Source organism: Arthrobacter sp. JB02-1C, assembly GCF_057748045.1.
In genome coordinates this window covers 1,136,460-1,159,666 of sequence record NZ_CM173235.1, presented here as the reverse complement: position 1 = coordinate 1,159,666, position 23,207 = coordinate 1,136,460, and the positions used below count along the sequence as shown (strand labels likewise).

The following is a 23,207-nucleotide window of genomic DNA, read 5'->3' as shown; positions in this document are numbered from 1 at the left end:
GAGCCCCCTCGGTAGCCCCATTGAGTCGGCTGGGGCTACCAAGGGTCAAGAAGTTGCCATCAGTTGCCCTCGCGGGCAGCTGTTCACTGCCCGCGGGACAGTACCTTGCCCTGGAAGAACTCCGGCCGCAGTTTTACCATGACGAGCATGATCACGACACCGAGCAGGATCACGCCCATACCCAGGATGAACACGAGGCCCAGGCCACCCACCGAGGAGCCGGAGCCATATCCCGGGTCCATCGAGTCGTAGGCGGTCTTGACGAACATCACCAGCAGGATCACGCCACCCAGCAGCGGGGCCAGGAACTTGAAGAAGAAGGAGTGCGCACCGGTGAAGGCCTGCGACCGGAAGAACCATACGCAGGCCAGGGCCGTGATCCCGTAGTAGAAGCAGATCATCATGCCGAGCGCCGTAATCGTGTCCCACAGGGCGTTTTCGGACAGCGTCCGCGTTACGACGTAGAAGCCTGCGGCGGCAATCGCGGCGGCGACGGTGGCATAGCTCGGAGACTTGTAGGTTGGGCTGATCTTGCCGAATTTGGGGGACAGCGCCCGGTAGTGGCCCATGGACAGCAGCGTCCGCGCCGGCGACACAAAGGTGGACTGCAACGACGCGGCGGAGCTGCTCAAAATGGCCAGCGACATGAGGATCGCGAACGGGCCCATCACCGGGCCGGCCAGCACGGCAAAGATGCTGCCTTGGTTTTCCGGGTTGCCCGCCCCGAGCCCTTCGGTGCCGACGCCGGCGAAGGCGAGGGTGGCCAGGGCAACTGTCATGTAGATGACCACGATCACCAGCACGGTGACGGTGGCCGCGCGGCCCGGGGTCTTCTCCGGGTTCTTGGTCTCCTCGTTCATGGTGAGGGTGACGTCCCAGCCCCAGTAGATGAAGATGGACAGCGAGACGCCCGCCGCGAAGGCGGAGAAGGACTCCACCGCGAAGGGGTTGAACCAGTCCGGCGCGATGGCGGTGGCGTCGAACGCCGTTCCATTCGCCACGTGGCTGAACGCGGCGACGGCGAACCAGCCCAGGACCAGCAGCTGGAAGCCGACGAGGATGTATTGGAGGGTCTTGGTGGTCTCCATCCCGCGGTAGGAGATCCAGCACGCCAGGGCGATGAACACCAGAGTGGTGCCGATGTTCAGCGGCAGGTTGGCGGTCAGGTCAGCCAGTTCAGGATTGCCAAACAGTTGGGCCAGCATGAGGTAGAAGAAGTCGACGGCGACGGCGGCCAGGTTGGACAGCACGATGATGGTCGCCGCGACCAGCCCCCAGCCGCCCATCCAGCCGATCCAGGGTCCGAACGCGCGGGACGCCCAGGTGAAGGACGTGCCGGCGTCGGGCATGGCGTTATTCAGCTCCCGGTAACCGAAGGCCACCAGCAGCATCGGGATGAAGCCGACCAGGAAGATGGCCGGCAGGTGGACGCCCACCTCGGAGACGGTGGGGCCAAGAGCTGCAGTGAGGGTGTAGGCCGGTGCGATGCAGGAGACGCCGATGACGACGGCCCCGATCAGCCCCACCGATCCGGCCTTCAATCCTTTCTCGCTCAATCCGTGCTGCTGCTGGGTGCCGGCCGTGGGGACCGCCTGGTCAGTGCTCATGCTTGTGCCTCTCGAGAGGAGTCATTCGACGCTGAATGGTCTGTTTCCGCAAATTCGTAGTCGCTTGGGACCACGATCATGGGCACCGGCAGGGCACGCAGGATGCGGTTTGCCGTGCTTCCCATGAAAATCGAGTTGCTTCGGGCCAGGCGGCTCGATCCGATCAGCAGCACCTCCCCGTCTTCCCAGTCCAGCCGATCCACCGCCTCTTCGATGCTGTTGCCTTGCGCGACCACGACGTCGGTCTTGTCCGCCGGGGCCGACCCCTGGTGTCCAGCCGGGCGTTCCGGCAGGACGGCCGCGACGCGTTCCGCGGCGTAGTCGCGGGCGGCATCGGCGGCCGGATCGCCGTCGAGGGTGAGCAGCGAGACCACGCGCAGCGGCACTTCACGGTGCGCGGCCATGGCGACGGCGACACCGAGCAGCCCCTCCGCGCCCGGCCGGCCCCCCAGCCCGCAACTGAGCCTGGTCAGGGCGTTCTGGCGGTGGTAGCCGTTGGGAGCCAGCGCCAGGGGGACGGTAGCGGCGTGCAGCAGAGCCCCGGCCACGGAGCCCACCGTGAAACGTTTAAAGAGGCCGGCGCTGGAGGCACCGATGATCAGCATGTCCGCGTCGACTTCGTCGCAGGCCGCGATCAGGGTCTGGGCATCGGATTGACCGCTGCGGACGTGGACCTGGACCGGCACGTCCCCCGGGACCATCGCTGATGCCTCCTCGAGCCACTCCGCCGCCTGCGCGTGCAGGTAGCTGTCATACCCTGCCGCGGGCGCGTGGGCCGCGTTGAAGACTCCTGCCTCGGGGATGGCCATCACCACGTGCAGGGCCGCTCCGTGGCCGCGGGCCAGCGAGACGGCCAGGTTCAGGGCGTCGCGGCCCCTCGCATTGGCGGTATACCCCACTACATAACGCATCTGGCCGGCCTCTCTACTGTCGTGTTGACGGTTGGTGATATGGAATCGGCGGACTAGGCGGCCGGGGCGCGGTCGGCGGCGGCCACGATCCTGGCTGCCGCCTGGCGTCCCATCCGTACTGCCCCGTCCACGTGCTGGTACCCCTCGGCCGCAAGGTCGGACGAGGCCCAGTGGATCGGTCCCACCGGGGCGAGCTGGTCCTTGCCGTAGCGGTGCAGGCCGCCGAGGTCGTAACTGGCCGCATACGCGCCGCGGGTCCACTCCTCGGAGCCCCAGTCGGACTCGTAGTAGACCTCCGGCGACAGGGCTTTTTCGCCCAGGAATCCGGCGATGGACTCCAGGATGGCGCTGCGTCTGGCCTCGGCGCTGAGCTCGAACAGGGCGTCGGCTTTTTCGTCGGAGACGAAGCCCACCAGGGTGCCGCGGGGGTCCTCGTGGTTGGTGTTGTCGTAGACCTCCTGAACCAGTGCGTCGGCGCCGAAACAAGTTCCGGAGAGGCCATCCTCGCGCCAGAACGGCGTGCCGTAGACGGCGTGCACCTTGATCACCAGGCCGAGGGACTGATGCTGGTGCATCTGGTGTTGCCGCCTCGGCAGCGGCGGGTCGAAGGAGACCCTGGAGTAGAGGTTTGGCGGCACTGCCATGATGACGAAGCGGGCCTTCACGGTGGCCCGGTCGGAGACCACTCTCACCTGGCCGGGGGCAGCAGCTCCGCGCTCCCCCCGGTCGGCGCCGCCCGCCCAGGAAATGCTGCGCACCGGGCTGGAGAGCACGACGTCGTCGCCGAGTTCCGCCGCCTGCAGCAGCGAGACCTGCTGCATCCCGCCGACGACACGCTTATCCAGGATGAAATCCTCGTCCGTGAGGTGGGTGAAGGAACCTGCCGAGGCTGCCATGAGGACCGCCTGCAGGGCGGAGAAGGCGTGCGCGGGCTTGGTCAGCATGCCGCCCGCGATGAAGAGGCCGATGTTGTTGCAGGCTTCCTCATCGGCCGAGTTCTGGCGCAGCCAGTGGTGGAAGGAGACGGTATCCAGCTCACGCGCCTTGGGGTGCGACCAAGGCGCGGTGGCGCCGATTTCGGCCGCCAGCGAGTCCAGCAGCGCCGTCAACTTGTCCATCTCAGCGGCGGTGGCAGCATCGACCGGGAAGGAGTCGCCGGAGTACAGCCGCCGCTTGCCGTCGGCACCAACGTAGACGGACTTTCCCTCGCGGTAGCGGCTGTAGGTCTGCAGTCCGAGTTCCTCGAGAAGCTCGAGCAACGCTGTCTGGTCCGGCGAGACCCACTGGCCGCCGATCTCCAGCATGGCCCCGTCGATCGTGTCCGTCCAGGTCCTGCCGCCGACGCGGTCCCGCGCCTCCAGCACTGCGACGCTGAGGCCCGCCTTCTGCAGCTCGCGGGCCGCGGTGAGGCCCGCCGGCCCCGCTCCAACGATGACGACGTCCCGGTCAAATTCCAGCATGATGTCCTTTCCCTGGCGCACCAGTGATGCGCGCCACTAAATGAATGCCATTCATTTCGGATGACTATAGCGGTTACCCGGCCGGGAGGGAAGAGCCCCGGGATTACTGCTCGGAGTGGAATAATCCATGGGGACAGCCCGTGAGAAAGGCCCCCCATGCCGGCAACAACCAGCACCACTGCCGACCCGCGCCGCCATGATGCCTCTTCCCGGCGGCGCGCGGGCCGGCCCGCCGCTGCCGTGCTTGACCAGGACGGCATCACCTCTGCGGCCCTGCAGCTGGTGCACAAAGGCGGCTACGACTCCTTCACCATGGCCGCCCTTGCCCGCTCCCTGAACGTGGCGCCGTCTGCCCTTTACAACCATGTGTCCTCCAAACGGGAGGTGCTGGTACTCATTCAGGACCACCTGACCTCGCTGGTGGACGTCGCAGCCTTCGAGATCGAGCCATGGGACCGGGCCGTGCGCGACTGGGCGTGGAGCTACCGCGCCGTTTTCGCCCGGCACACCCCGCTCATCCCTGTGATCGCGCTGCTTCCGGTCGCGGACGCGCCCAAGACCCTGGCCATGTACGAGGCGGTCAGCGCAGGCTTGCGCCGGGCCGGCTTCCCGCCGGAACGAATCGTTCCGGCCATTGTGGCCCTGGAATCCTTCATCTTCGGCTCCGCCTACGATGTCAATGCCCCGGCGGATATCTTTGCCGCCGGCAGCATGGCAGCCACGACGCCGAACTTCTCCGCCGCCGTCGAAAGCCTGGGAGAAGGCGGCTATGCGGAGCAGGCCGATGTAGCCTTCAGCCTCGGCCTGGAAGCCCTCATTGCCGGCTTCGGGGCACTGCGCGGATAGTGTTAAGGGATGGGCGACACCACGCTTTCCACCCTGCCGTTCCATCGCCGTTTCGCCCGGGAGTTCACGGAAATGGCCATTCCGTGGCGCGCCGAACCGGTCCCCAAACCGCAGCTGCTGGTGCTCAACGAACCCCTCGCCGTCGACCTCGGCCTGGATCCCGGCCTCCTCCGTAGCCCGGCGGGACTGGGCCTGCTCACCGGAACGGCAGTGCCGCCCGAGGCCACCCCGGTGGCACAGGCATACGCCGGCCACCAGTTCGGCTGGTACTCCCCCCGGCTCGGAGATGGCCGGGCACTGCTGCTCGGGGAGCTCGCCCATGCGGACGGGGAGCTTCGCGATATCCACCTCAAGGGTTCCGGCCGTACCCCCTTTGCCCGCGGAGGCGACGGCCTGGCAGCGGTTGGCCCCATGCTGCGCGAATACATTGTGAGCGAGGGCATGCATGCCCTCGGCATCCCCACTACGCGCTCACTCGCCGTTGTGGCGACAGGGCGACCGGTCCAGCGTGAGACTCTTTTACCCGGAGCCGTCCTCACCCGGGTCGCCAGCAGCCACCTCCGCGTCGGCAGCTTCCAGTTCGCCGCCGCCACCGGCGACGCCGGCCTCCTGCGCAGGCTCGGCGACTACGCGATCAGGCGGCACCACCCCGCGGCGGAGCATTCCGGGAACCGCTATCTGGCCCTGCTCGACGCCGTGATCGCCGCCCAGGCATCGCTGCTGGCCCGATGGATGCTTGTCGGGTTCGTCCACGGCGTGATGAATACCGACAACATGACCATCTCCGGGGAGACCATCGACTACGGCCCGTGCGCGTTCATGGACGCCTTCGACGCGGCGGCCTCCTACAGTTCGATTGACGAGGCCGGCCGGTACGCGTACCGCAACCAGCCGTTGGCGGCGGAGTGGAACCTGGCCCGGTTCGCTGAGACACTCCTGCCGCTCCTCCATGAGGACCAGGGCACCGCGGTCGCCCTGGCGGAGGAAGCCCTCGAAGGATTCCGGCACCAGTACAGTGCTGCCTGGTCGGCCGGCATGCGCGCGAAAATTGGACTGCGCGACGACGTCGAGGACGCCGTCGTCTCGCCGCTCGTCGATGAGCTGCTGGCACTCCTGCAAGCCGAACACCTCGACTACACCTCGTTCTTCCGGAGCCTGGCGACGGCCGCCGGCGGCCAACCCGACCACGCGCGGGGCATGGTTTCCGATGTGGCGGCGTTCGACGCTTGGGCCGCGCGCTGGCGGGCGCTGGCCCCCGACGCCGGCACGATGAAGCGGGTCAACCCCGTGTACATACCCCGCAACCATCTGGTCGAGGAGGCCCTGGCCGCGGCCGCCGGGGATGACCTTGGGCCGCTGGGGACGCTCCTGGCAGCCGTGTCCATGCCCTTTGATGAACGGCCCGGCTTGGAGCGTTACGCTGCAGCCGGCCCCACCGGCTCCCCCTACCGGACGTTCTGCGGGACGTGACCGGCAAATGGCAGAGGACCGCAGCGACGAAAGGATTAGTCTGGAACGTGTCATAGCCGCTCACCCGGGCCGTCAGGCGACGGGGCGAGCGGAGCTCCTCACGGCGGCGTATCGCCGGCAGTTGGAAGGAATGGCCATGAAAGAGCGCGAAAGTAGCCCCGAGTCCGGGAACGCGGAGAATGCCGCGGCCGGCGGGGCCGGCCCGGACGGAACCATTCCCGTCTCTGGCGACGGCATCTCCCTGACCTCCTCCGAGGACGGAACCAATTTCAACCAGGAGGAAGACCCCGACATCGGCGGGGTGCCCGCCCCTGAGGTGCCCGCCGAAGACCGGCCGGACGCGGAATAGGCCTAAGGCGAAGAGAGCCACAGCCGGTCCCCGGTCCGGATCCGGAGCTGCGGACCGGCCGGGGACGGCGGGTTTTAGGGCTTCGCTCCGGCTGCCTTGACGGCCAGAACCGGCCGGTCGGCCTGCATCAGGATCCGCTGGGCGTGGCTGCCCAGGATGAACTTGCCCACCTGGGACCGCTGCCGGAGGCCGATGACGATCAGCGACGCGTTCAGCTCGCGGGCAACATCGAGGAATTCGTCGGCCAGGTCGTGAAGGTAAGGCGGCTGGATCACCGTTGCCTTAACCCCGGCGTCCGTGGCGCGCCGGCCCGCCTGCTCCAACACCGCCGAAGTGGCGACCGACTTATCCACCAGGGCCCCTTCGCGCGCGGAGTTCACGATGAACAGGTCGAGCTTCCGGAGCGTCGCTTCGGCGATGCCTGCAGTCAGCGCGGCCTCGCCGGCCGGGGTGGGGACAAAACCGACAATGATGCTCATACCTTCTCCTTGATGGTGGTTTCGTTGTTGACCCCGGCATCCGCGCCGGCGACGGCGGTCCGGCGCTTGGCCAGCAGCGGCCGGACGCCGGGCAGCACGGCCACCAGGACGAAGGCAATCAGCAGCGTGGCCGAAATCGGGCGGCTGAAGAAGCCCATCGGATCGCCGCCGAATACCAGCAGGGACCGGCGCAGGGAGCTCTCGAGCAGCGAACCCAGAACGAAGGCCAACACCAGCGGACCGGGCTCGAAGCCGAACTTCTTCATCAGGTAGCCGACAACGCCGAACACCACCACGAGCGTCACATCGAACATGCTGTTGTTGATGGTGTAGGCACCCAGCAGGGTGATCAGCGCCGTGACGGGCGCCAGGATCGCGGCCCGCACGCGGAGGATCTTTACGAACAGTCCCACCAGCGGCAGGCTCATGATCAGCAGCAGGATGTTGCCGATGTACATCGAGTTCACCACGCCCCAGAACAGGTCCGGGTGCTGCTCCACCAGCTGCGGACCGGGGGTGACGCCCTGGATCAGCAGCGCACCAAACATCAGCGCCATGGTCGCGTTGGCCGGGATCCCGAGGGTCAGCAGCGGGATGAAGGATGAGGTAGCGGCGGCGTTGTTCGCCGTTTCCGGTCCGGCGACGCCTTCCGGCGCGCCCTTGCCGAAACGTTCGGGCTGCTTGGCCCGCTTCTTCTCCATCGCGTAGGAGGCCATGGAGGCGATGGTCGCGCCGCCGCCGGGAAGGATGCCCAGGAAGAAGCCCACCAGGGAGCCGCGGGTGATGGCGCCGGAGGCCTGCTTCAGGTCCGCCTTCGACGGCCACACGTTGGTCACCTTCGACGGGGCCTTGGCAGCGCGGTGCCGTTCCTCGAGGTTGTAGAGGATCTCGCCGAGGCCGAACAGGCCCATGGCGATCGGCACGAAGTCGATGCCGTCGGCGAGGTTCAGGCTGCCGAAAGTGAAGCGGCTTTCGCCGGTGAAGACGTCCCGGCCGACAGTGGCCAGCAGCAGTCCGACCGCCGCCGCGATGAGGGCCTTGGTCTTGGCGCCGTTGCTGATGGTGGCGACAAGCAGGATGCCCAGCAGGGCCAGGGCCGAGTATTCGGCCGGTCCGAAGTCCAGGGCGAAACTTGCCACGATGGGCGCGAGGAAGGTCAGGCCGATGATCGAGGCAGTGCCGCCGATGAAGGAACCGATGGCAGCCAGGCCCAGCGCGGTGCCGGCCTTGCCTTGCTTGGCCATCTGGTAGCCGTCGAAGACCGTGACCACCGAGGAGGCCTCACCGGGCAGGCGCAGCAGCACCGAGGTGATGGTGCCGCCGTACTGGGCACCGTAGAAGATGCCGGCCAGCATGATGATGGCCGTGACCGGCTCGACGTTGTAGGTCAGGGGAAGCAGGATCGCGATGGTGGCCGCCGGGCCGAGGCCGGGCAGCACCCCGATCAGCATGCCGATGACGACGCCGATCAGGCAGTACAGGAGGTTGGTCGGCTCCAGGACAACCACGAATCCGTTGAGTACGGGATTCAGAAAATCCACGGGGTTCTCCTAGAAGAGATGGGGAATGGAGGTGCCGAGCGCTGCGACAAAGATGCCGTAGAAGGCGGCGACGACGATCGCGCTGACCAGCAGGGTGGAGCGCCAGGTTTCGCCGCCCAGGAATTTCATCCAGATGATGCAGAGAACCAGGGACGGCAGTTCAAAGCCGATGAGCGGCATCACGGCAACCATGGCAGCGAGCGTCACCAGGCCGGTGACCGGCGCCGTCGACATCCTGGTGAACTTCTCCGCGTCCCGGTTGTGCCGGCCCACGACCAGCTGGAACAGGGCCAGCAGCACCATGACGCAGCTGATCAGGAACGGCCACAATCCGGGTTCCGGCGCGGCCGGGGTGCCCAGCCCCATGGCGAGGGAGAGGAAGACGGCGCCGAGGCCGACGCCAAGGACCACCAGGGAGGAAGCCGCATTGGCCAGGGCACCCGCGGCGGGAGGCTTTTCCTCCTCCCACTGCGCCGCCAGCTGTTCGGGAGTGAGGTCCTCCAGGACCTCCTCCGGAGCCGGGGCTTCCGGGCCGGCCCCGCCGGAGGGAACAGCACTTGCGGCGTCCCCTCCGGCGGCCACTACAGACGTTTCTTTCAAGGCAGTTACTTCTTGCCGCTGAGGCTGATGTCGTACTTCTCCACCAGCGCCTTGTACTTGGCGGCGTAGTCCTTCCACTGGGTCACTACTTCCGCGCCGGAGATTTCCTTGGGGGTCAGCAGGTTCTTCTTGTTGAAGTCCTTGTACGCGTCCGACTTGAAGGTCTCCTGGACGGCCGTGAGCAGCTTGTCCTTGACTTCCTTCGGCGTGCCCTTGGGCGCAGCGATGGCGCGGTACTGGGCCACCGGAACGTCATACCCGGATTCCTTCGCGGTGGGGGTGTCCGGAAGGAACGAGTTCCGCTCCTCGGAGAACACCAGGAGGGGAACCACCTTGCCGGCCTGGATCTGGGACATGGCCTCGCCGAGCTGGACCGTGGCCATTTCCACCTGGTTGCCCAGGACCGCCGTCAGCGCGGGCTTGCCGCTGTCGAAGGGTACGTCGGTGCCCTTGACCTGGGCCTGCTTGAAGAGCACGGCCTGCGCCAGCTGGCTGCCCGTGCCCACCCCGGCGGTCCCAAAGGTCACGTTGCGACCGGCGCCGATGACGTCCTTGATGCTCTTGAAGCCCGACGCCGGGCTGGCCACGAGCACGTAATCGTCCTGGGAAAGTCCGGCAACAATGTCGAAGTCATCGATGTTGACGGCTTCGTCCTTGCTGACGGCCAGCGGGGTGATCGTGATCAGCGAGGCGTTGATCAGCACCAGGTTTTGTCCGTCCGCGGGCTTGCCCGCCACTTCCTTGGTGGCCAGGGCGCCGTTGGCACCCGGCTTGTTGACCACCGGCATCGGGGCGCCCAGGCTCTTGGAGGCGCCTTCGGAGATGGCCCGGGCAATCAGGTCGGTGCTTCCGCCCGGCGCCTGGCCCACGGACAGGTTGACCGGACCGTTCGGAAACTTGGCCGAGTTGGCGGTGGAACCGCCGGCGACGTTGCCGCAGGCCGTCAAGGCCAGGAGCGTGATGGCTGATGCCGCCGTGAGCATAGTGCGGCGTTTGGGGAAGTACGTCATTGGGACTCCTCGTTGCACTGCAGGGCGTTGGGCCCGCGATGGTGGTGTGAACCGGGTCACCCGGTTGGCTAGGTCGAGTGTAGGGAGCGGTTATGATGCATGTCTAAGCCCAAATATGCATCGATTGATACCCGGACGGACTTATGTTTACTTTTGACCAGCTCACCGGATTCATCGCGGTGGCCGAGGAACTGCACTTCGGGCGCGCCGCCCAGCGCCTCAACATGACCCAGCCCCCGCTGAGCCGGCAGATCCAGAAGTTGGAAAAGGCGGTGGGCGCCGAACTGCTCGAACGCGACAACAGGAAAGTCCAGCTGACCGCCGCGGGCCACGCCTTCCTGGCGGAGGCACGCCGCCTCATGGCCCTGGCCGACCGGGCGCCGGTGACCGCGCGGCGGATTGCCTCCGGCCGCTCCGGACTGCTCCGGATCGGCTTCACGGCGGCGAGCGGGTTCAGCATCCTGGGCCCGCTGCTGGAAGAAGTTGCCACCTCGCTGCCCGACGTCGATATCGACCTGCACGAACTGGTCACCGGCGAGCAGATCAACGGGCTGCAAACCGGCGAACTGGATCTGGGCCTGGCCCGGCCGCCCTTCGACAACACGGTGTTCGATTCCCATCTGCTGTACCGCGAGGCGATGGTGGTGGCTGTGCCGGAAGGCCACCCGCTGGCCGGACTGGGCAGGGCGGTAACCGAGGCGGACCTGACCGGGCTCCCCCTGATCATGCACTCTCCCACCGAGGCACGGTATTTCTACGACCTCGTGGTCCGGCTGTTTCCGATCCGCCACAACGACGTGGTGCACACGGTGAGCCAGATCCTCACCATGGTCTCGCTGGTCGCGGCCAAGCGGGGCGTGGCGTTCGTGCCGCACTCGGCGACACTCCTCGGCGTCCAGGGCGTACAGTTCCTGCCGCTGGCCAGCAGCGTGGACGACCCGGTCGAACTGCACGCCATCTGGAACCGCCACATCACCAACCCTGCCCTGGCGCGCATCCTGGCGTCCCTGGAATTCCGCGAAGAGTGACCAGCACCCCGAGCCTCACCACGGACGGGGTTGATGCCGGGACGGTATCAATTCATTCAAAAATGCACTTAGACAGGCATCGTTGGCGTCCCTACGCTGTGGGTAACGGACAACATCTGCCGCGCTGTTGCGGCGCCGACATGGAGGACCCACATCGTGGCTAAATACGCACCCCAGGAACTTGCCGACGCACTCAAAGATGGCTTGCTTTCGTTTCCGGTGACGTCGTTCGACGCACAGCTTCAATTTGACGAGGAGAACTACCGCAAACACCTCGCCTGGCAGGCGAGCTTCCCCGTCGGAGGGCTCTTTGCCGCCGGCGGGACGGGCGAGGGGTTCTCCCTGACCCCGGCGGAGTCCGCCCGAGTGGTCCGTGCCGCGGTCGAGGAAATCGGCGGCATCGTGCCCGTCCTCGCCTCCGCCGGAGGCTCCACCGCCCAGGCCATCGAAAACGCCCGCGCAGCCGAAGCGGCCGGCGCGGAAGGTATCCTGCTGCTGCCGCCGTACCTGACCGAAGCGGACCAGGACGGCCTGATCGAACACGTCAGTGCGGTCTGCAGCGCCACCTCGCTGGGCGTGATCATCTACAACCGGGCCAACGCCATCTACAAGGACACCACGGTGGCAGCCCTTGCAGACCGCCACGAGAACCTGATCGGATTCAAGGACGGTGTGGGCGATCTGGAGCATGATGCCCGGGTCTACGCCAAACTCGGCGACCGGCTGTTCTATCTGGGCGGACTCCCCACCGCGGAGACCTTCGCGCTCCCGCTCCTGCAGCTGGGCATGAGCACCTATTCCAGCGCCATGTACAACTTCGTTCCGCAATTCGCGCTCGATTTCTACCAGGACGTCCGCAACCATGACCGCGTGGCCGTCAACAAGAAGCTCAACGACTTTGTGATCCCGTACCTGGACATCCGCGACCGGGTGAAGGGGTACTCGGTCTCCATCGTCAAGGGCGGCCTCGACGCGATCGGCCGCTCGGCCGGCGGCGTCCGGCCGCCGCTTCAGAGCCTGGCACCGCAGGACCTGGCCGACCTCAAAGCACTCATCGCCACCGTTTCCTAGGAGCATCCCATGAGACTTACCGGACATTCCCTGATCGCCGGCCGGCCGGTCGCCGGCAACGGCAAGGCTGCCTACGGCTTCAACCCCGCGACCAACGAGCAGCTCGACCCGGCCTACTCGCTGATCACTAACGACCAACTGAAGGAAGCCACGGCCGCCGCTGCCGCCGCATACCCCTCCTTCAGCACCCTGGACCCAGAAACCCACGCCGGCTTCCTGGAGGCCATCGCGGAGAACATCGAAGGCCTCGGCGACGAACTGATTGTCCGTGCAGGACTGGAGAGCGGGCTGCCCGCCGCCCGGCTGCAGGGTGAACGGACGCGCACCGCCAACCAGCTCCGGCTCTTTGCCGGCGTCGTCGGGCAGGGTGACTTCCGCGGGGTCAGGATTGATCCGGCGTTGCCTGAGCGCACGCCGGCCCCCCGGGTCGACATCCGCCAGCGGCAGATTCCGCTGGGGCCGGTGGCCGTCTTTGGTGCCAGCAATTTTCCCCTGGCGTTCTCCACTGCAGGCGGCGATACTGCCTCGGCCCTGGCCGCGGGTTGCCCCGTGGTCTTCAAGGCCCACAACGCGCATCCGGGCACCGGCGAAATGGTTGGCCAGGCCATCGTGAAGGCGGTCAAGGACTTTGGGCTGCACCCCGGCGTCTTCTCGCTGGTCTATGGACCGGGCAGCAGCATCGGCCAGGCGCTGGTCGCGGATCCCGCCATCAAAGCCGTGGGATTCACCGGTTCGCAGGCGGCCGGCATCGCCCTGATGCGGACAGCCGCCGCGCGCCCGGAGCCGATCCCGGTCTATGCCGAGATGTCCTCGCTCAACCCGGTGTTCGTCTTCCCCGGCGCGTTGCGGGGCGACGTCGATCTGCTGGCCCAGCAGTACGTCGCCGCCGTCACGGGCAGCTCCGGCCAGCTCTGCACCTCTCCCGGGCTGCTGTTTGCCCCGGCCGGCGCGGATGGAGACCGGCTGGCGGCCGCCGTCGGCCGGGCAGTGTCCGCGTGTGCCGGCCAGACAATGCTGACCGCGGGCATCGCGGACTCGTGGCAGGCCGGCGCCAATGCCCTTGCCGCGGCCGATAACGTCAGCCTGGTCGGACGCGGTGGCTCCGGGGCCACCGAGAACGCCCCGGCGCCGGCCATCTTCGGCACCGGCATCGGCGATTTCGTGTCGAACCACGTGCTGCATGCGGAGATTTTCGGCGCCGCGAGCCTCGTGATCCGGTACTCCACCGTGGCTGAGCTGATCGAGGCAACGCAGCGGCTGGAGGGGCAGCTCACCGCTTCCCTGCAGCTGACCGAGGAAGATTATGCGACGGCGGCGAGCCTCGTGCCGGTGCTCGAGCAGAAGGTGGGCCGCATCATCGTCAACGGCTGGCCGACCGGCGTCGAGGTGGGCCACGCCATGGTGCATGGCGGACCGTTCCCCGCCACCTCGGACACCCGGACCACCTCCGTGGGCTCGCTGGCGATCAACCGCTTCCTCCGGCCGGTTGCCTACCAGAACCTCCCGAAGGAGTTGCTGCCAACGGCCCTGCAGGATGAAAATCCCTGGCGACTGAACCGCCGGATCGACGGCACCGTGGAAAACGCGGCGGCTTCCGAGCCGGCCGGGGTGCAGGCATGACCGCCCGGCCCAGCATTGCCAGGGTGGAAGTGGTCCCGGTGGCCGGTCACGACAGCATGCTGATGAACCTCAGCGGCGCCCACGGCCCGTTCTTCACCCGCAACGTCGTTGTGGTGACTGACTCCGATGGCCGGACGGGGCTGGGCGAAGTTCCCGGCGGCGAGAAGATCCGCACCACGATCGAGGAGGCCGGCGCCCTGATCACGGGCAAACCGGTAGCCCGCTACCGTTCTCTGCTCCGGGACGTCGCTGCCGCGTTCGCCGACCGGGACGCCGGCGGCCGGGGCCAGCAGACCTTTGACCTGCGCACCACGGTGCACGCCGTCACCGCGGTGGAGTCAGCTCTGCTGGACCTGCACGGCCAGTTCCTGGGCGTCCCCGTGGCCGAGCTTCTCGGTGACGGGCAGCAGCGTTCCTCCGTGCCGATGCTCGGCTATCTGTTCTTTATTGGCGACCCGAACAGGACGGACCTGCCGTACCTGGCAGAGGAGGCGCCGTCGGACCGCTGGGAGCAGCTGCGGCGCCAGGAAGCGATGACCCCGGACGCCGTGGTGGCTCTGGCCGAGGCGGCCCAGGAACGCTACGGCTTCCAGGATTTCAAGCTCAAGGGCGGCGTTTTGTCCGGCGGCGAAGAAGTTGACGTCGTTACCGCCCTCGCCCGGCGGTTCCCCGAGGCCCGGATTACCCTGGACCCGAACGGCGGCTGGCTGCTGGAGGAAGCCATCGCCCTGGGCAAGCGCATGCAGGGCGTGGTGGCCTACGCGGAAGATCCCTGTGGCGCCGAGGGCCGTTTCTCCGGACGCGAGGTCATGGCCGAGTTCCGCCGTGCCACCGGGCTGAGGACGGCCACGAACATGATCGCCACCGACTGGCGGGAGATGTCACACGCCATCCGGAGCAATGCTGTTGATATTCCGCTGGCAGACCCACACTTCTGGACCATGCACGGCTCGGTCCGGGTGGCGCAGATGTGCCATGAGTTCGGGCTCACCTGGGGATCGCATTCCAACAACCACTTCGACATTTCACTGGCCATGTTCACCCAGACCGGCGCCGCGGCCCCGGGCGAAATCACTGCCCTGGACACGCACTGGATCTGGCAGGACGGCCAGGGGTTGACGAAGAATCCGCTGCAGATCAAGGACGGCGCCATCGAGGTTCCGGACGCGCCGGGCCTCGGCATCGAACTGGACCGCAACGCCCTGGACGCCGCGCACGAGTTGTACCTCAAGCACGGTCTTGACGCCCGTGACGATAGCATCGGCATGCAGTACTACATCGACGGCTGGTCCTTCGACCCGAAGCGCCCGTGCCTAGTCCGGTGAGGACATTAGATACAGTCCGGTGAGGACGTCAGTGTCCGGCAGCGTTTCACGTATCTAGACGTATATAGAAGGGCACATGTGTGGGCGGAGTGGTCTCCGGAATCCTGATCGTCTCCGCCGTCATTGCCGTGGGGTATCTCGCCGCGCGGCTGCGGGTGCTGGGCCCCGAGGTGCAGGGGGCCCTCACCCGGACGGCCTTCTACATCACCAACCCGGCGTTGCTCTTCACGGTGGTGGCCGGCAGCGACATCCGGGCGGCGCTCGGAACGGACGCGCCGCTCGCCCTGCTCTCCGCGGCGGTAGTGGGGCTGCTCTACTGGCTCGCCAGTTTCTTGTTCTTTCGGCGGCCTGCCGCGGAAACCGCCGTCGGGGCGATGGCCAGCAGCTACGCGAACGCCAACAACATTGGCATTCCTGTCTCGCTCTATGCGGTGGGTACGGCCCAGCATGTTGCGCCGGTGCTGCTGGTCCAGATCCTGGTGCTGGCGCCCTTCTACCTGACGGTCCTCGGGCTTGCCTCCGGGTCCAGGATCTCCTGGCAGAAGCTCCTGCTCCAGCCCTTCACCAATCCCATGATCATCGCTTCCGGCCTCGGCGCGGTCGTCGCGCTGACCGGCTGGAGTGTTCCTGAGCTGCTGCACAAACCTGTCGACATGCTCGCCGGCGCGGCCGTTCCCATGGTTCTGCTCGCGTTCGGCCTGTCGCTGGCGGGCCGGGCCCCGCTGCAGCAGGGCAGCGGCCGCGGCGAAACACTGGTGGCCACGTTCCTGAAGGTCGCCGGCATGCCACTGGTCGTCTGGGTGCTGGGCAGGTTTGTCTTCGGGCTGGAGGGTCAGCACCTGCTGGCGAGTGTGATCATGGGGGCGCTTCCCACGGCCCAAAACGTCTTTCTCTTCGCCTCCCCGTACGGCCGCGGGGTAACAGTGGCAAGGGACGTCATTCTCTGCACCACGATCCTCAGCGTGGGGTCGCTGCTGGCGGTCGCGTGGCTTATCGGCTGAGCTACTTGTAATACAAGTCTGCTACTTGTATGTTGAGTTGACGCCACTGCACCCAAGGAGACCCATGAGCACCGTCGACCTGATCCGCCACGTGAAACTGTCCACTGCCCGGCTCCCGCTGGCCGTCCCCATCAGCGATGCCAAGGTCTTCACCGGACGGCAGAAGCCGATGACCGAGGTGGTCTTCCTTTTCGCCGAGATCACCACGGAGCAGGGCCACAGCGGTCTTGGCTTCAGCTATTCCAAACGGGCCGGCGGACCTGCCCAGTACGCCCACGCGAAAGAGGTCGCCCAGGGCATCATCGGCGAGGACCCGAATGACATTGGCAGGCTCTACACCAAGCTGCTCTGGGCCGGCGCCTCGGTGGGCCGCTCGGGAGTGGCCACGCAGGCCCTCGCCGCGATCGACATCGCCCTTTATGACCTCAAGGCCAAGCGGGCAGGTCTTCCGCTGGCCAAGCTCCTGGGCTCCTACCGCGACTCAGTGCAGACCTACAACACCTCGGGCGGCTTCCTGAATGCCTCGCTCGACGAGGTCAAGGCCCGCGCAACGCAGTCGGTGGAAGAGGGTATCGGCGGCATCAAGATCAAGGTGGGGTTGCCTGACTCAAGCGAGGACCTGCGGCGTGTTACCGGCGTGCGGGAGCACATCGGCTGGGATGTGCCCCTCATGGTGGACGCCAACCAGCAGTGGGACCGTGCCACGGCCCTGCGGATGGGCCGCCAACTCGAGGAATTCAATCTCATCTGGATCGAAGAACCGCTCGATGCCTACGACTTCGAAGGGCACGCCCACCTGGCCCAGGTCCTCGACACACCCATCGCCACCGGCGAAATGCTCGCCTCGGTCGCCGAACACAAGGGTCTCATCAGCGCCAACGGTTGCGACATCATCCAGCCGGACGCGCCGCGCGTCGGCGGCATCACCCAGTTCCTCCGCCTCGCGGCGCTGGCGGACGAGCGGGGACTCGGACTGGCCCCGCACTTTGCGATGGAAATCCACCTCCACCTTGCGGCGGCCTACCCGCGCGAACCCTGGGTGGAGCACTTTGATTGGCTCGATCCGCTGTTCAACGAACGGCTCGAGACCAAAGACGGGCGCATGATTGTCCCGGACCGCCCCGGGCTCGGGGTGTCCCTGAGCGACCAGGCCCGGGCCTGGACCACCGAAACTGCAGAGTTCGGACAGTAACCTTGGACCCATGAGCCGGAACCTGACTGCTGACCTCGCCGCTGAGCTACGGACGCGGATCGTCGACGGCGAGATCCAGCCCGGCGGAAAGCTGCCCAGTGAGAACACCCTGATCAACGAGTTCGGGGTCAGCCGCACGGTCGTCCGGGCAGCGCTGACACGGCTCCAGGCCGAGGGGCTGGTGCAAACGGAACGGGGGCGGGGCAGCTTCGCGCTGACCCCGCCTCCGGGCAACCCAGGTCCCGCTGGCCGGGCGGTGACCAGCCTGGACGACCGGCTGCATCTCCTCGATTTCCGGATCGGGATCGAGGCAGAGGCTGCCGCCCTCGCCGCCCGCAACCGGACGGACCGGCAGCTTGGGGCGCTGCTCAAGACCCTGAAGGACTTCACCGCCAGCGCGGCCCATCCGGCGCATGCGATGAAATCCGACTACGAGTTCCACCTGGCAGTCGCCGCCGCATCGGGCAACCCGTTTTACACGGATTGCCTGACTTCCCTGGGCCAAACCATGATCGCCATGCCGCGGACCCGCCTGATGGCCGGCAGCGAACAGCTTGAGCCTGAGAGCTTCGAACACGTGGTGCACGAGCACGAATCCATCTACGCCGCGATTGCGGACGGTGACGCGTCGTCGTCGTCAGCGGCGATGCGCAGCCACCTCGCGAACTCACGACGGCGGCTCCGCCCCACGCGGTAGGCTGGCTGCGCGCTGCGCGCCTTTCCGCCGATTCAGAGGACCCGCCCCATGCTGTCTGCAGACACCGCCGTCACGGACGACACCCCCGCCACGGATCCGGTTTCGGCGGCGGCTTCGGCGGCGAAGAAGTTTTTCCGGCGGGTCCTTCCGGTCCTGCTGGTCATGCTCATCTGCAACCAGCTGAACCGGTCAAACATCGGCTACGCCCAGGAACACTTGGCAGCTGACGCCGGTATCGGCGCTGCCGCCTACGGTTTGGGCGCCGGACTGTTCTTCGTCGCGTACGCCATCTTCGAACTTCCGAGCAACCTGCTGATGGAGAAATACGGCGCCAAGGCCTGGCTGACCCGCATCATGATCAGCTGGGGCGCCGTTTCCTTTGGGATGGCAGGAGTCCGCGACGAGACGATGTTTTACCTGCTCCGGTTCCTGCTGGGCGCAGCGGAAGCCGGGTTCTTCCCGGCCGTCATCTTTTATCTTGCCCGCTGGGTACCTGCCGGCCAGCGCGGGAAGGCCACCGCAATCTTCATTGCCGGTTCGTCGGTTGCCGCCGCACTCTCCGGACCGCTGGCCGGGGTTTTGCTCAGCCTGAACGGCGTCCTTGGCTTCCGCGGCTGGCAATGGCTCTTCGGCGTCGAGGGCCTGCTCTCGGTGGTGGTGGGGTGCGTCGTCTTCTTCCTGCTTGATGCCAGGGTCCAGGACGCCAAGTGGCTGACCGGTACGGAGAAGAGCGCTTTGCTCACAACCTTGGCGGACGAGGACGCGCGGCATCCCGGCGCCGGAGCCGCTGTTGGCCGGTGGAAGATGTTGTGGAACCGCCAGATCCTCCTGTTGTGCGGGATCTACTTTTCCATCCAGCTGTCCATCTATGCCAACACGTTCTGGCTGCCAAGCATCATCAAACGGATCCCCGGCACCACGGACCTGAGCGTCGGTTTCCTCTCGGCCATTCCCTGGGTCTGCGCGGTGATCGCCATGTACTTCGCGGCCAAGTGGCAGGATAAGGCGGCCTCCAAACGGCCCTTGCTGGTGGCCGCGCTCCTGGTCGCGGCCGCGGGGACCCTCGCGGCCGCCGTGGCTTCCCCCGCTGTGGCCCTGGTCTTCCTTGCGGTCGCGGCCATGGGCTTCAAAAGCGCTTCACCGTTGTTCTGGACGATTCCCCAGTCGGCGCTGCATCCGGCGGCTCTGGCCCCCGCCATCGCCGTGGTCAATTCGCTCGGAAACCTCGGCGGCTTCGTGGCTCCGTTCGGATTTGGCCTCATCACGGAGCAGGCCGGCAGCGTGATACCGGGACTCTTCGCCCTGGCCGCAGCGTCCGCGGTGGCTGCGGGCCTGGTGTGCCTGCTCAGGGAGCGCGCTGAGCCGCCGGGTGACCGGCTGACCGGCACCAGTTAGCCAGCCGGCGGCATTATCGGGCCGTCAGCACCGGGTTCACGGGGGGTGCCAGTGAGTTCACCTGGAGTCCCACTGTGGCTTTCTGCCCGGCGACGAGCTTGGTTGTCCAGTCAGACCCGGTGCAGGTCACGGACGTTTTTGGAACGACGCTGCACTTTACTCCCCACGCGTTGGCGATTGACGTGACATTCGGATCCTGCCACGTGACCGACCAGGTCGGGACGGCCCGCAGCGCGGTGACGTCGATGCTGGCGACGTAGCCGCCGTTCCAGGAACTGGTGAGCCGCCACAGCGCGCTGACCGCCGGATCCCCGGCGGGCAGCGGAGCAGCGGTCGGTGCCGGCGTCGCGGTCGGCGTCGCGGTCGGCGTCGCGGTCGGCGTCGCGGTCGGCGTCGCGGTCGGCGTCCCCGTGGGTTTTGGTGCGGCCGTCGGCGTCGCGGTCGGGGCCGGCGTCGCGGTCGGCACCGGCGTGGCGGTGGGCGCCGGTTGGGGAACGGTGGTCCCCGGGGCGGCCGTCAGAATGGGGGCCAAGGCGGCGAGCTTTTCCAGCTCCGGGGTCCGCCAGTCACTCTTCACCAGCCCGCCGGTGACACCGGAGTTCGGGTTGAAGGACCAGTAGGCGTAGGACATGCCGTTGGTTTTCAGGTACTGCACAATCGTCTTCATCCAGGCCTGGTCGGAAGCTGTCGCCAGGGCGGATCCGAATTCGCCGAGCAGGACCGGCGCGATCCCCTGCTTCTGCAGGTAGCCCCAGTTCCGGTCCCAGACCGCCGGCAGATTGGCCGGATAGGCAGGGTCACTGAACCACTTTTGCGCGAAGAGCGAGGACGGATAGTCGTGCGGGGAGTAGACCACGCGATGGGGCGTGTCGAGGATTACCGGTTTGGCGCCGACGTCGGCGAGGCCGCCGCCCCACCAGGTGGCACCGGCGGAGGCCTGGTTTTCGATGCCCTCGACGAGGATCAGCAGGTTGGGGTTGGCGGCCAGCACGGCATTGCCGCCGCGGGTGGCTGCCGCGTGCCAGTCGGTCGCGGCCTTTCCGCCCCAGGTCGCCGCGCCGGCAGGTTCGTTGTGCAGGTCCGCCCCCACCACCGTCGGGTCATTCTTGTACCGGGCGGCCAGGAATTTCCAGTCGGAAAGCCACTTCGACTCCGGGACCGCCGGGGTGTACCAGAGGGCTGACTGGTCGGCAGAGGACGGACGGTGCCGGTCCAGGATGACCTGCAGGCCATTGGCCTTGGCCCGGGCTACCACGGTGTCCAGCACATCGAGCGGCCGCTTGCCCTCCAGGTTGTACGCGCGGTTCGCCCAGTAATTCACGCTGCCCTTGATGGAGGTTGCATCGAGGCACTGGTTGGAATAGGGCAGCCGGACCGTGTTGAAGCCCATCGACTTGATGTTAGCGAGGGCTTCGTCGATGGTCAGGGTTCCCCAGAGTCCATGCGGGACGCAGTCGGGGGTCTCCAGTCCAAACCATGACGTCGCTTTTATGATGTAGGGATTGTTGTTGGAGTCGCGGATCGTGCCGCCATCGGTGTGCAGCCAGCCGGTCGCCGCCGGGACGGGACTGACGGTTCCGCCGACGAACGCGGCGGCAGCCGACGGGCCCGTCCAGCCGGAAACGGCGACGACGCAGGCCAGGCCGGCAGCGGCCAGGGCCGCCAGTTTGCTGCGCCGGCGCCGGCTGGCCCCGGACACCTCGATAGGGCGGTCTGTCGTCAAGGGTTCCTCCAGGTCAGGGGGCTGGCTTGCCCGCAGTGGCGTACGTGGGCACGCCGCCGGACCTAGAGTACAGAGCACAGGAACAGGCCGCTGCGGCGACCCTCCGGAGACAAAAAAGAACCCCGGGAAATCGATGATTTCCCGGGGTTCTGATGCGTGCGCGAGGGGGGATTTGAACCCCCACGCCCTTTCGGACACTGGCACCTGAAGCCAGCGCGTCTGCCGTTCCGCCACTCGCGCGCAACTTCTTTCACCAAGTTGGGGCCCGGATTCCGGCCCGCCAACCTCGTAAAAGCAGCGAGATCAAGCATAACGGACAACAGCGGGAAAACACCAATCGGCACTTCCACGCGGCCGTCAGGGCCCTCGGCCGGCCCAAACGCGCAGCACCGGGCTGCGCCCGGACCCGACTCCGGTTCCCGATCAACTGCCAGGCGCAGCCTTTGCCGTCACCGGTGCCCGGGCAATGTCCATGCAGGTCAGAGCCGTGCAGCGGCCCTTGGCGCCGCCCGGGCCGCGGGTCTCATTAAGGCCATTCCCAGCCTTGCCCAGTAGTATCGGATCTAGGAGTGCCCGATTACGGCGGACTCCCGCGATTGCTGGAAACCGAGTTCCCGAACACACGCTGCCCCGCAGCCGTCAGGAAAGGAGAAGGACCATGGGCTTGCTGGACAAAGTCGAGCGCGGTATCGAAAAGGCCGTCCGCGGAGTCTTCTCCACCGGTTCCCGCGCCCAGGTTGAGCCGGTCGAGATCGCCAGCCACCTCCGCCGCGAAGTGGACAACAAAGCGCTCACCATCGCCGCCGGCCGCACCCTGGCCCCCAACGTCTTCGACGTCCTGCTCAGCGGGGACGATTTCCAACGCGCGCAGGAATGGGGCACGCCCCTCGCCGAAGAACTGTGCGACGTCGTCATCAACCACGTCCGCAGCCAGGGCTACACGCTGCAGGGTCCCGTGCGGATCAGCTTCCGGCGCGACGAGGACCGGCGCGCCGGCGACTTTGAAATCACCTCACGGACCGAGAAGTCCGGCGGCGCCCCGTCACCGGCCGGCGCCGCGAACGCGATGCCTGCCGCTCCGACGCGCCAGCCTGCGCGCCTGCAACCGGTCCTGGACATTGACGGCCAGCGGTATTCGCTCAACGCCCCCTCTGTTGTGCTGGGCCGCTCCTCCGAGGCGGACATCCTCATCGATGACACTGGCGTGTCCCGCCGGCACCTGGAGATCCAGACCGGCCAGGGGACCGCACACGCCATTGATTTAGGTTCGACGAACGGCAGCTACGTCAACGGTCACAAGGTCGTGGGCAGTTCGGAACTAGCCGACGGTGCCACGATCACGATGGGACGGACCAAAATTATCTTCCGCCTTCTGCCCGCCACCCTGGGTGGCCGCCCGTGAGTGAACTGACGATCACCGCCCTGCGTTTCGGATTCCTGATCCTGCTCTGGGTGCTCATTTTCAGCATCGTCTCGGCCATGCGCCGCGATCTTATGATTGGCCGCAAGGCCGCCGCCGGCGCTCCCACCGCACGCCAGGTTCGCCGGAATCCGGCGTTGGCCGAACCGGCTCCCGCGCCGGTGAAGCAGCACGCCCGGCAGCTCGTCGTCACCGAGGGACCGCTGAAGGGCACCACTCTTCCGCTGGCCGCCAGCCCCATCCTGCTGGGCCGCGCGCAGGAAGCCACCCTGGTGCTGGAAGACGACTATGCCTCCGGCCGGCATGCCCGGCTCTTCCCGCAGGGCAGCCGCTGGTTCATCGAGGATCTCGGTTCGACCAACGGCACCTTCCTGGCCGATCAGCAGCTGACCCGGGCACTTCCGGTGGAGCTGGGAGTCCCCGTGAGAATCGGCAAGACGGTCATTGAATTGAGGCCGTAGC

The 23,207-nt window shown here is 66.9% G+C and carries 21 protein-coding genes and 1 tRNA gene; 13 read left to right on the top strand and 9 right to left on the bottom strand.

What is annotated here, in order from left to right:
* Positions 1–83: 83 nt before the first annotated feature.
* From AC3ANP_RS05405 to AC3ANP_RS05395, 3 genes are read right to left on the bottom strand one after another with little or no spacing between them, the layout of a single operon-like run.
* Positions 84–1,607, bottom strand: coding sequence for an APC family permease (locus AC3ANP_RS05405; protein WP_488332314.1), 1,524 nt, complete (start codon positions 1,605–1,607; stop codon positions 84–86).
* Positions 1,604–2,518: a universal stress protein gene (locus AC3ANP_RS05400; protein ID WP_488332313.1), complete on the bottom strand. Its 915-nt coding sequence runs from the start codon at positions 2,516–2,518 to the stop codon at positions 1,604–1,606. The genes AC3ANP_RS05405 and AC3ANP_RS05400 overlap by 4 nt, the downstream gene beginning before the upstream one ends.
* Before the next feature lie 53 nt (positions 2,519–2,571).
* Positions 2,572–3,978 carry a flavin monoamine oxidase family protein gene (locus AC3ANP_RS05395; protein ID WP_488332312.1) on the bottom strand — a complete coding sequence of 469 codons (1,407 nt, stop codon included), beginning with the start codon at positions 3,976–3,978 and terminating at the stop codon, positions 2,572–2,574.
* Positions 3,979–4,134: 156 nt separating this feature from the next.
* Between AC3ANP_RS05395 and AC3ANP_RS05390 the strand changes: the two genes are divergently transcribed.
* The 3 genes from AC3ANP_RS05390 (at position 4,135) to AC3ANP_RS05380 (ending at position 6,643) form a co-directional block, all read left to right on the top strand.
* Positions 4,135–4,824 carry a TetR/AcrR family transcriptional regulator gene (locus AC3ANP_RS05390; RefSeq protein ID WP_488332311.1) on the top strand — a complete coding sequence of 230 codons (690 nt, stop codon included), beginning with the start codon at positions 4,135–4,137 and terminating at the stop codon, positions 4,822–4,824.
* A gap of 9 nt (positions 4,825–4,833) precedes the next feature.
* Complete coding sequence (locus AC3ANP_RS05385) at positions 4,834–6,294, top strand: protein adenylyltransferase SelO (protein WP_488332310.1); 1,461 nt, start codon at positions 4,834–4,836, stop codon at positions 6,292–6,294.
* A gap of 136 nt (positions 6,295–6,430) precedes the next feature.
* Complete coding sequence (locus AC3ANP_RS05380) at positions 6,431–6,643, top strand: hypothetical protein (protein WP_488332309.1); 213 nt, start codon at positions 6,431–6,433, stop codon at positions 6,641–6,643.
* Positions 6,644–6,717: 74 nt separating this feature from the next.
* Here AC3ANP_RS05380 and AC3ANP_RS05375 read toward each other — a convergent pair whose 3' ends face one another.
* Genes AC3ANP_RS05375 through AC3ANP_RS05360 form a run of 4 tightly spaced genes read right to left on the bottom strand, consistent with a single transcriptional unit; the run spans position 6,718 to position 10,273 of the window.
* Positions 6,718–7,122, bottom strand: coding sequence for a universal stress protein (locus AC3ANP_RS05375; protein ID WP_488332308.1), 405 nt, complete (start codon positions 7,120–7,122; stop codon positions 6,718–6,720).
* Positions 7,119–8,663: a tripartite tricarboxylate transporter permease gene (locus AC3ANP_RS05370; protein ID WP_488332307.1), complete on the bottom strand. Its 1,545-nt coding sequence runs from the start codon at positions 8,661–8,663 to the stop codon at positions 7,119–7,121. The genes AC3ANP_RS05375 and AC3ANP_RS05370 overlap by 4 nt, the downstream gene beginning before the upstream one ends.
* 9 nt (positions 8,664–8,672) lie before the next feature.
* Positions 8,673–9,263 (bottom strand): tripartite tricarboxylate transporter TctB family protein, encoded by a 591-nt coding sequence (locus AC3ANP_RS05365; protein ID WP_488332306.1) that lies wholly within the window; start codon positions 9,261–9,263, stop codon positions 8,673–8,675.
* Positions 9,264–9,268: 5 nt separating this feature from the next.
* Entirely contained in the window at positions 9,269–10,273 is a 1,005-nt protein-coding gene (locus AC3ANP_RS05360; protein ID WP_488332305.1) for a Bug family tripartite tricarboxylate transporter substrate binding protein, read from the bottom strand.
* A gap of 143 nt (positions 10,274–10,416) precedes the next feature.
* Here AC3ANP_RS05360 and AC3ANP_RS05355 point away from each other — a divergent pair, with 143 nt between their 5' ends.
* From AC3ANP_RS05355 to AC3ANP_RS05320, 8 genes are all read left to right on the top strand, one after another.
* The gene (locus AC3ANP_RS05355) at positions 10,417–11,301 is read left to right on the top strand and encodes a LysR family transcriptional regulator (RefSeq protein WP_488332304.1); all 885 of its coding nucleotides are present in this window, start codon (positions 10,417–10,419) and stop codon (positions 11,299–11,301) included.
* Between the two features lie 156 nt (positions 11,302–11,457).
* Positions 11,458–12,372 (top strand): 5-dehydro-4-deoxyglucarate dehydratase, encoded by a 915-nt coding sequence (kdgD, locus tag AC3ANP_RS05350; protein ID WP_488332303.1) that lies wholly within the window; start codon positions 11,458–11,460, stop codon positions 12,370–12,372.
* A gap of 9 nt (positions 12,373–12,381) precedes the next feature.
* The gene (locus tag AC3ANP_RS05345; RefSeq protein WP_488332302.1) at positions 12,382–13,992 is read left to right on the top strand and encodes an aldehyde dehydrogenase (NADP(+)); all 1,611 of its coding nucleotides are present in this window, start codon (positions 12,382–12,384) and stop codon (positions 13,990–13,992) included.
* Positions 13,989–15,317, top strand: coding sequence for an enolase C-terminal domain-like protein (locus AC3ANP_RS05340; RefSeq protein WP_488332301.1), 1,329 nt, complete (start codon positions 13,989–13,991; stop codon positions 15,315–15,317). The genes AC3ANP_RS05345 and AC3ANP_RS05340 overlap by 4 nt, the downstream gene beginning before the upstream one ends.
* Positions 15,318–15,397: 80 nt before the next feature.
* A complete protein-coding gene (locus AC3ANP_RS05335; protein ID WP_488332300.1) occupies positions 15,398–16,318 on the top strand; it encodes an AEC family transporter in 921 nt (306 codons plus the stop codon).
* A 64-nt stretch (positions 16,319–16,382) separates the two neighbouring features.
* On the top strand, positions 16,383–17,510 hold the full coding sequence (locus tag AC3ANP_RS05330; protein WP_488332299.1) for an L-talarate/galactarate dehydratase: 1,128 nt from the start codon (positions 16,383–16,385) through the stop codon (positions 17,508–17,510).
* A 10-nt stretch (positions 17,511–17,520) separates the two neighbouring features.
* The gene (locus AC3ANP_RS05325; protein WP_488332298.1) at positions 17,521–18,207 is read left to right on the top strand and encodes a FadR/GntR family transcriptional regulator; all 687 of its coding nucleotides are present in this window, start codon (positions 17,521–17,523) and stop codon (positions 18,205–18,207) included.
* Between the two features lie 48 nt (positions 18,208–18,255).
* Complete coding sequence (locus AC3ANP_RS05320) at positions 18,256–19,602, top strand: MFS transporter (RefSeq protein ID WP_488332297.1); 1,347 nt, start codon at positions 18,256–18,258, stop codon at positions 19,600–19,602.
* 13 nt (positions 19,603–19,615) lie between these two features.
* On the opposite strand, the gene AC3ANP_RS05315 is transcribed toward AC3ANP_RS05320, so the two are convergent.
* Both AC3ANP_RS05315 and AC3ANP_RS05310 read right to left on the bottom strand, forming a co-directional pair.
* A complete protein-coding gene (locus AC3ANP_RS05315; RefSeq protein ID WP_488332296.1) occupies positions 19,616–21,325 on the bottom strand; it encodes a cellulase family glycosylhydrolase in 1,710 nt (569 codons plus the stop codon).
* Between the two features lie 157 nt (positions 21,326–21,482).
* Positions 21,483–21,565 (bottom strand) — tRNA-Leu (locus AC3ANP_RS05310).
* A gap of 418 nt (positions 21,566–21,983) precedes the next feature.
* Between AC3ANP_RS05310 and AC3ANP_RS05305 the strand changes: the two genes are divergently transcribed.
* Both AC3ANP_RS05305 and AC3ANP_RS05300 read left to right on the top strand, forming a co-directional pair.
* Positions 21,984–22,727 (top strand): FHA domain-containing protein, encoded by a 744-nt coding sequence (locus tag AC3ANP_RS05305; RefSeq protein WP_488332295.1) that lies wholly within the window; start codon positions 21,984–21,986, stop codon positions 22,725–22,727.
* Positions 22,724–23,206, top strand: a complete 483-nt coding sequence (locus tag AC3ANP_RS05300) for an FHA domain-containing protein FhaB/FipA (protein WP_488332294.1) — start codon at positions 22,724–22,726, stop codon at positions 23,204–23,206. The genes AC3ANP_RS05305 and AC3ANP_RS05300 overlap by 4 nt, the downstream gene beginning before the upstream one ends.
* Position 23,207: the final 1 nt, after the last annotated feature.

What these genes read in the sequence shown, in the direction of transcription:
- AC3ANP_RS05380 (WP_488332309.1), top strand. Translation starts at nt 6,431, where the DNA reads ATGAAAGAGCGCGAAAGTAGCCCCGAGTCCGGGAACGCGGAGAATGCC.
- AC3ANP_RS05320 (WP_488332297.1), top strand. Translation starts at nt 18,256, where the DNA reads ATGCTGTCTGCAGACACCGCCGTCACGGACGACACCCCCGCCACGGAT.
- AC3ANP_RS05345 (WP_488332302.1), top strand. Translation starts at nt 12,382, where the DNA reads ATGAGACTTACCGGACATTCCCTGATCGCCGGCCGGCCGGTCGCCGGC.
- AC3ANP_RS05385 (WP_488332310.1), top strand. Translation starts at nt 4,834, where the DNA reads ATGGGCGACACCACGCTTTCCACCCTGCCGTTCCATCGCCGTTTCGCC.
- AC3ANP_RS05405 (WP_488332314.1), bottom strand. Translation starts at nt 1,607, where the DNA reads ATGAGCACTGACCAGGCGGTCCCCACGGCCGGCACCCAGCAGCAGCAC.
- AC3ANP_RS05360 (WP_488332305.1), bottom strand. Translation starts at nt 10,273, where the DNA reads ATGACGTACTTCCCCAAACGCCGCACTATGCTCACGGCGGCATCAGCC.
- AC3ANP_RS05340 (WP_488332301.1), top strand. Translation starts at nt 13,989, where the DNA reads ATGACCGCCCGGCCCAGCATTGCCAGGGTGGAAGTGGTCCCGGTGGCC.
- AC3ANP_RS05400 (WP_488332313.1), bottom strand. Translation starts at nt 2,518, where the DNA reads ATGCGTTATGTAGTGGGGTATACCGCCAATGCGAGGGGCCGCGACGCC.
- AC3ANP_RS05375 (WP_488332308.1), bottom strand. Translation starts at nt 7,122, where the DNA reads ATGAGCATCATTGTCGGTTTTGTCCCCACCCCGGCCGGCGAGGCCGCG.
- AC3ANP_RS05305 (WP_488332295.1), top strand. Translation starts at nt 21,984, where the DNA reads ATGGGCTTGCTGGACAAAGTCGAGCGCGGTATCGAAAAGGCCGTCCGC.
- AC3ANP_RS05325 (WP_488332298.1), top strand. Translation starts at nt 17,521, where the DNA reads ATGAGCCGGAACCTGACTGCTGACCTCGCCGCTGAGCTACGGACGCGG.
- AC3ANP_RS05330 (WP_488332299.1), top strand. Translation starts at nt 16,383, where the DNA reads ATGAGCACCGTCGACCTGATCCGCCACGTGAAACTGTCCACTGCCCGG.
- AC3ANP_RS05390 (WP_488332311.1), top strand. Translation starts at nt 4,135, where the DNA reads ATGCCGGCAACAACCAGCACCACTGCCGACCCGCGCCGCCATGATGCC.
- AC3ANP_RS05395 (WP_488332312.1), bottom strand. Translation starts at nt 3,978, where the DNA reads ATGCTGGAATTTGACCGGGACGTCGTCATCGTTGGAGCGGGGCCGGCG.
- AC3ANP_RS05355 (WP_488332304.1), top strand. Translation starts at nt 10,417, where the DNA reads ATGTTTACTTTTGACCAGCTCACCGGATTCATCGCGGTGGCCGAGGAA.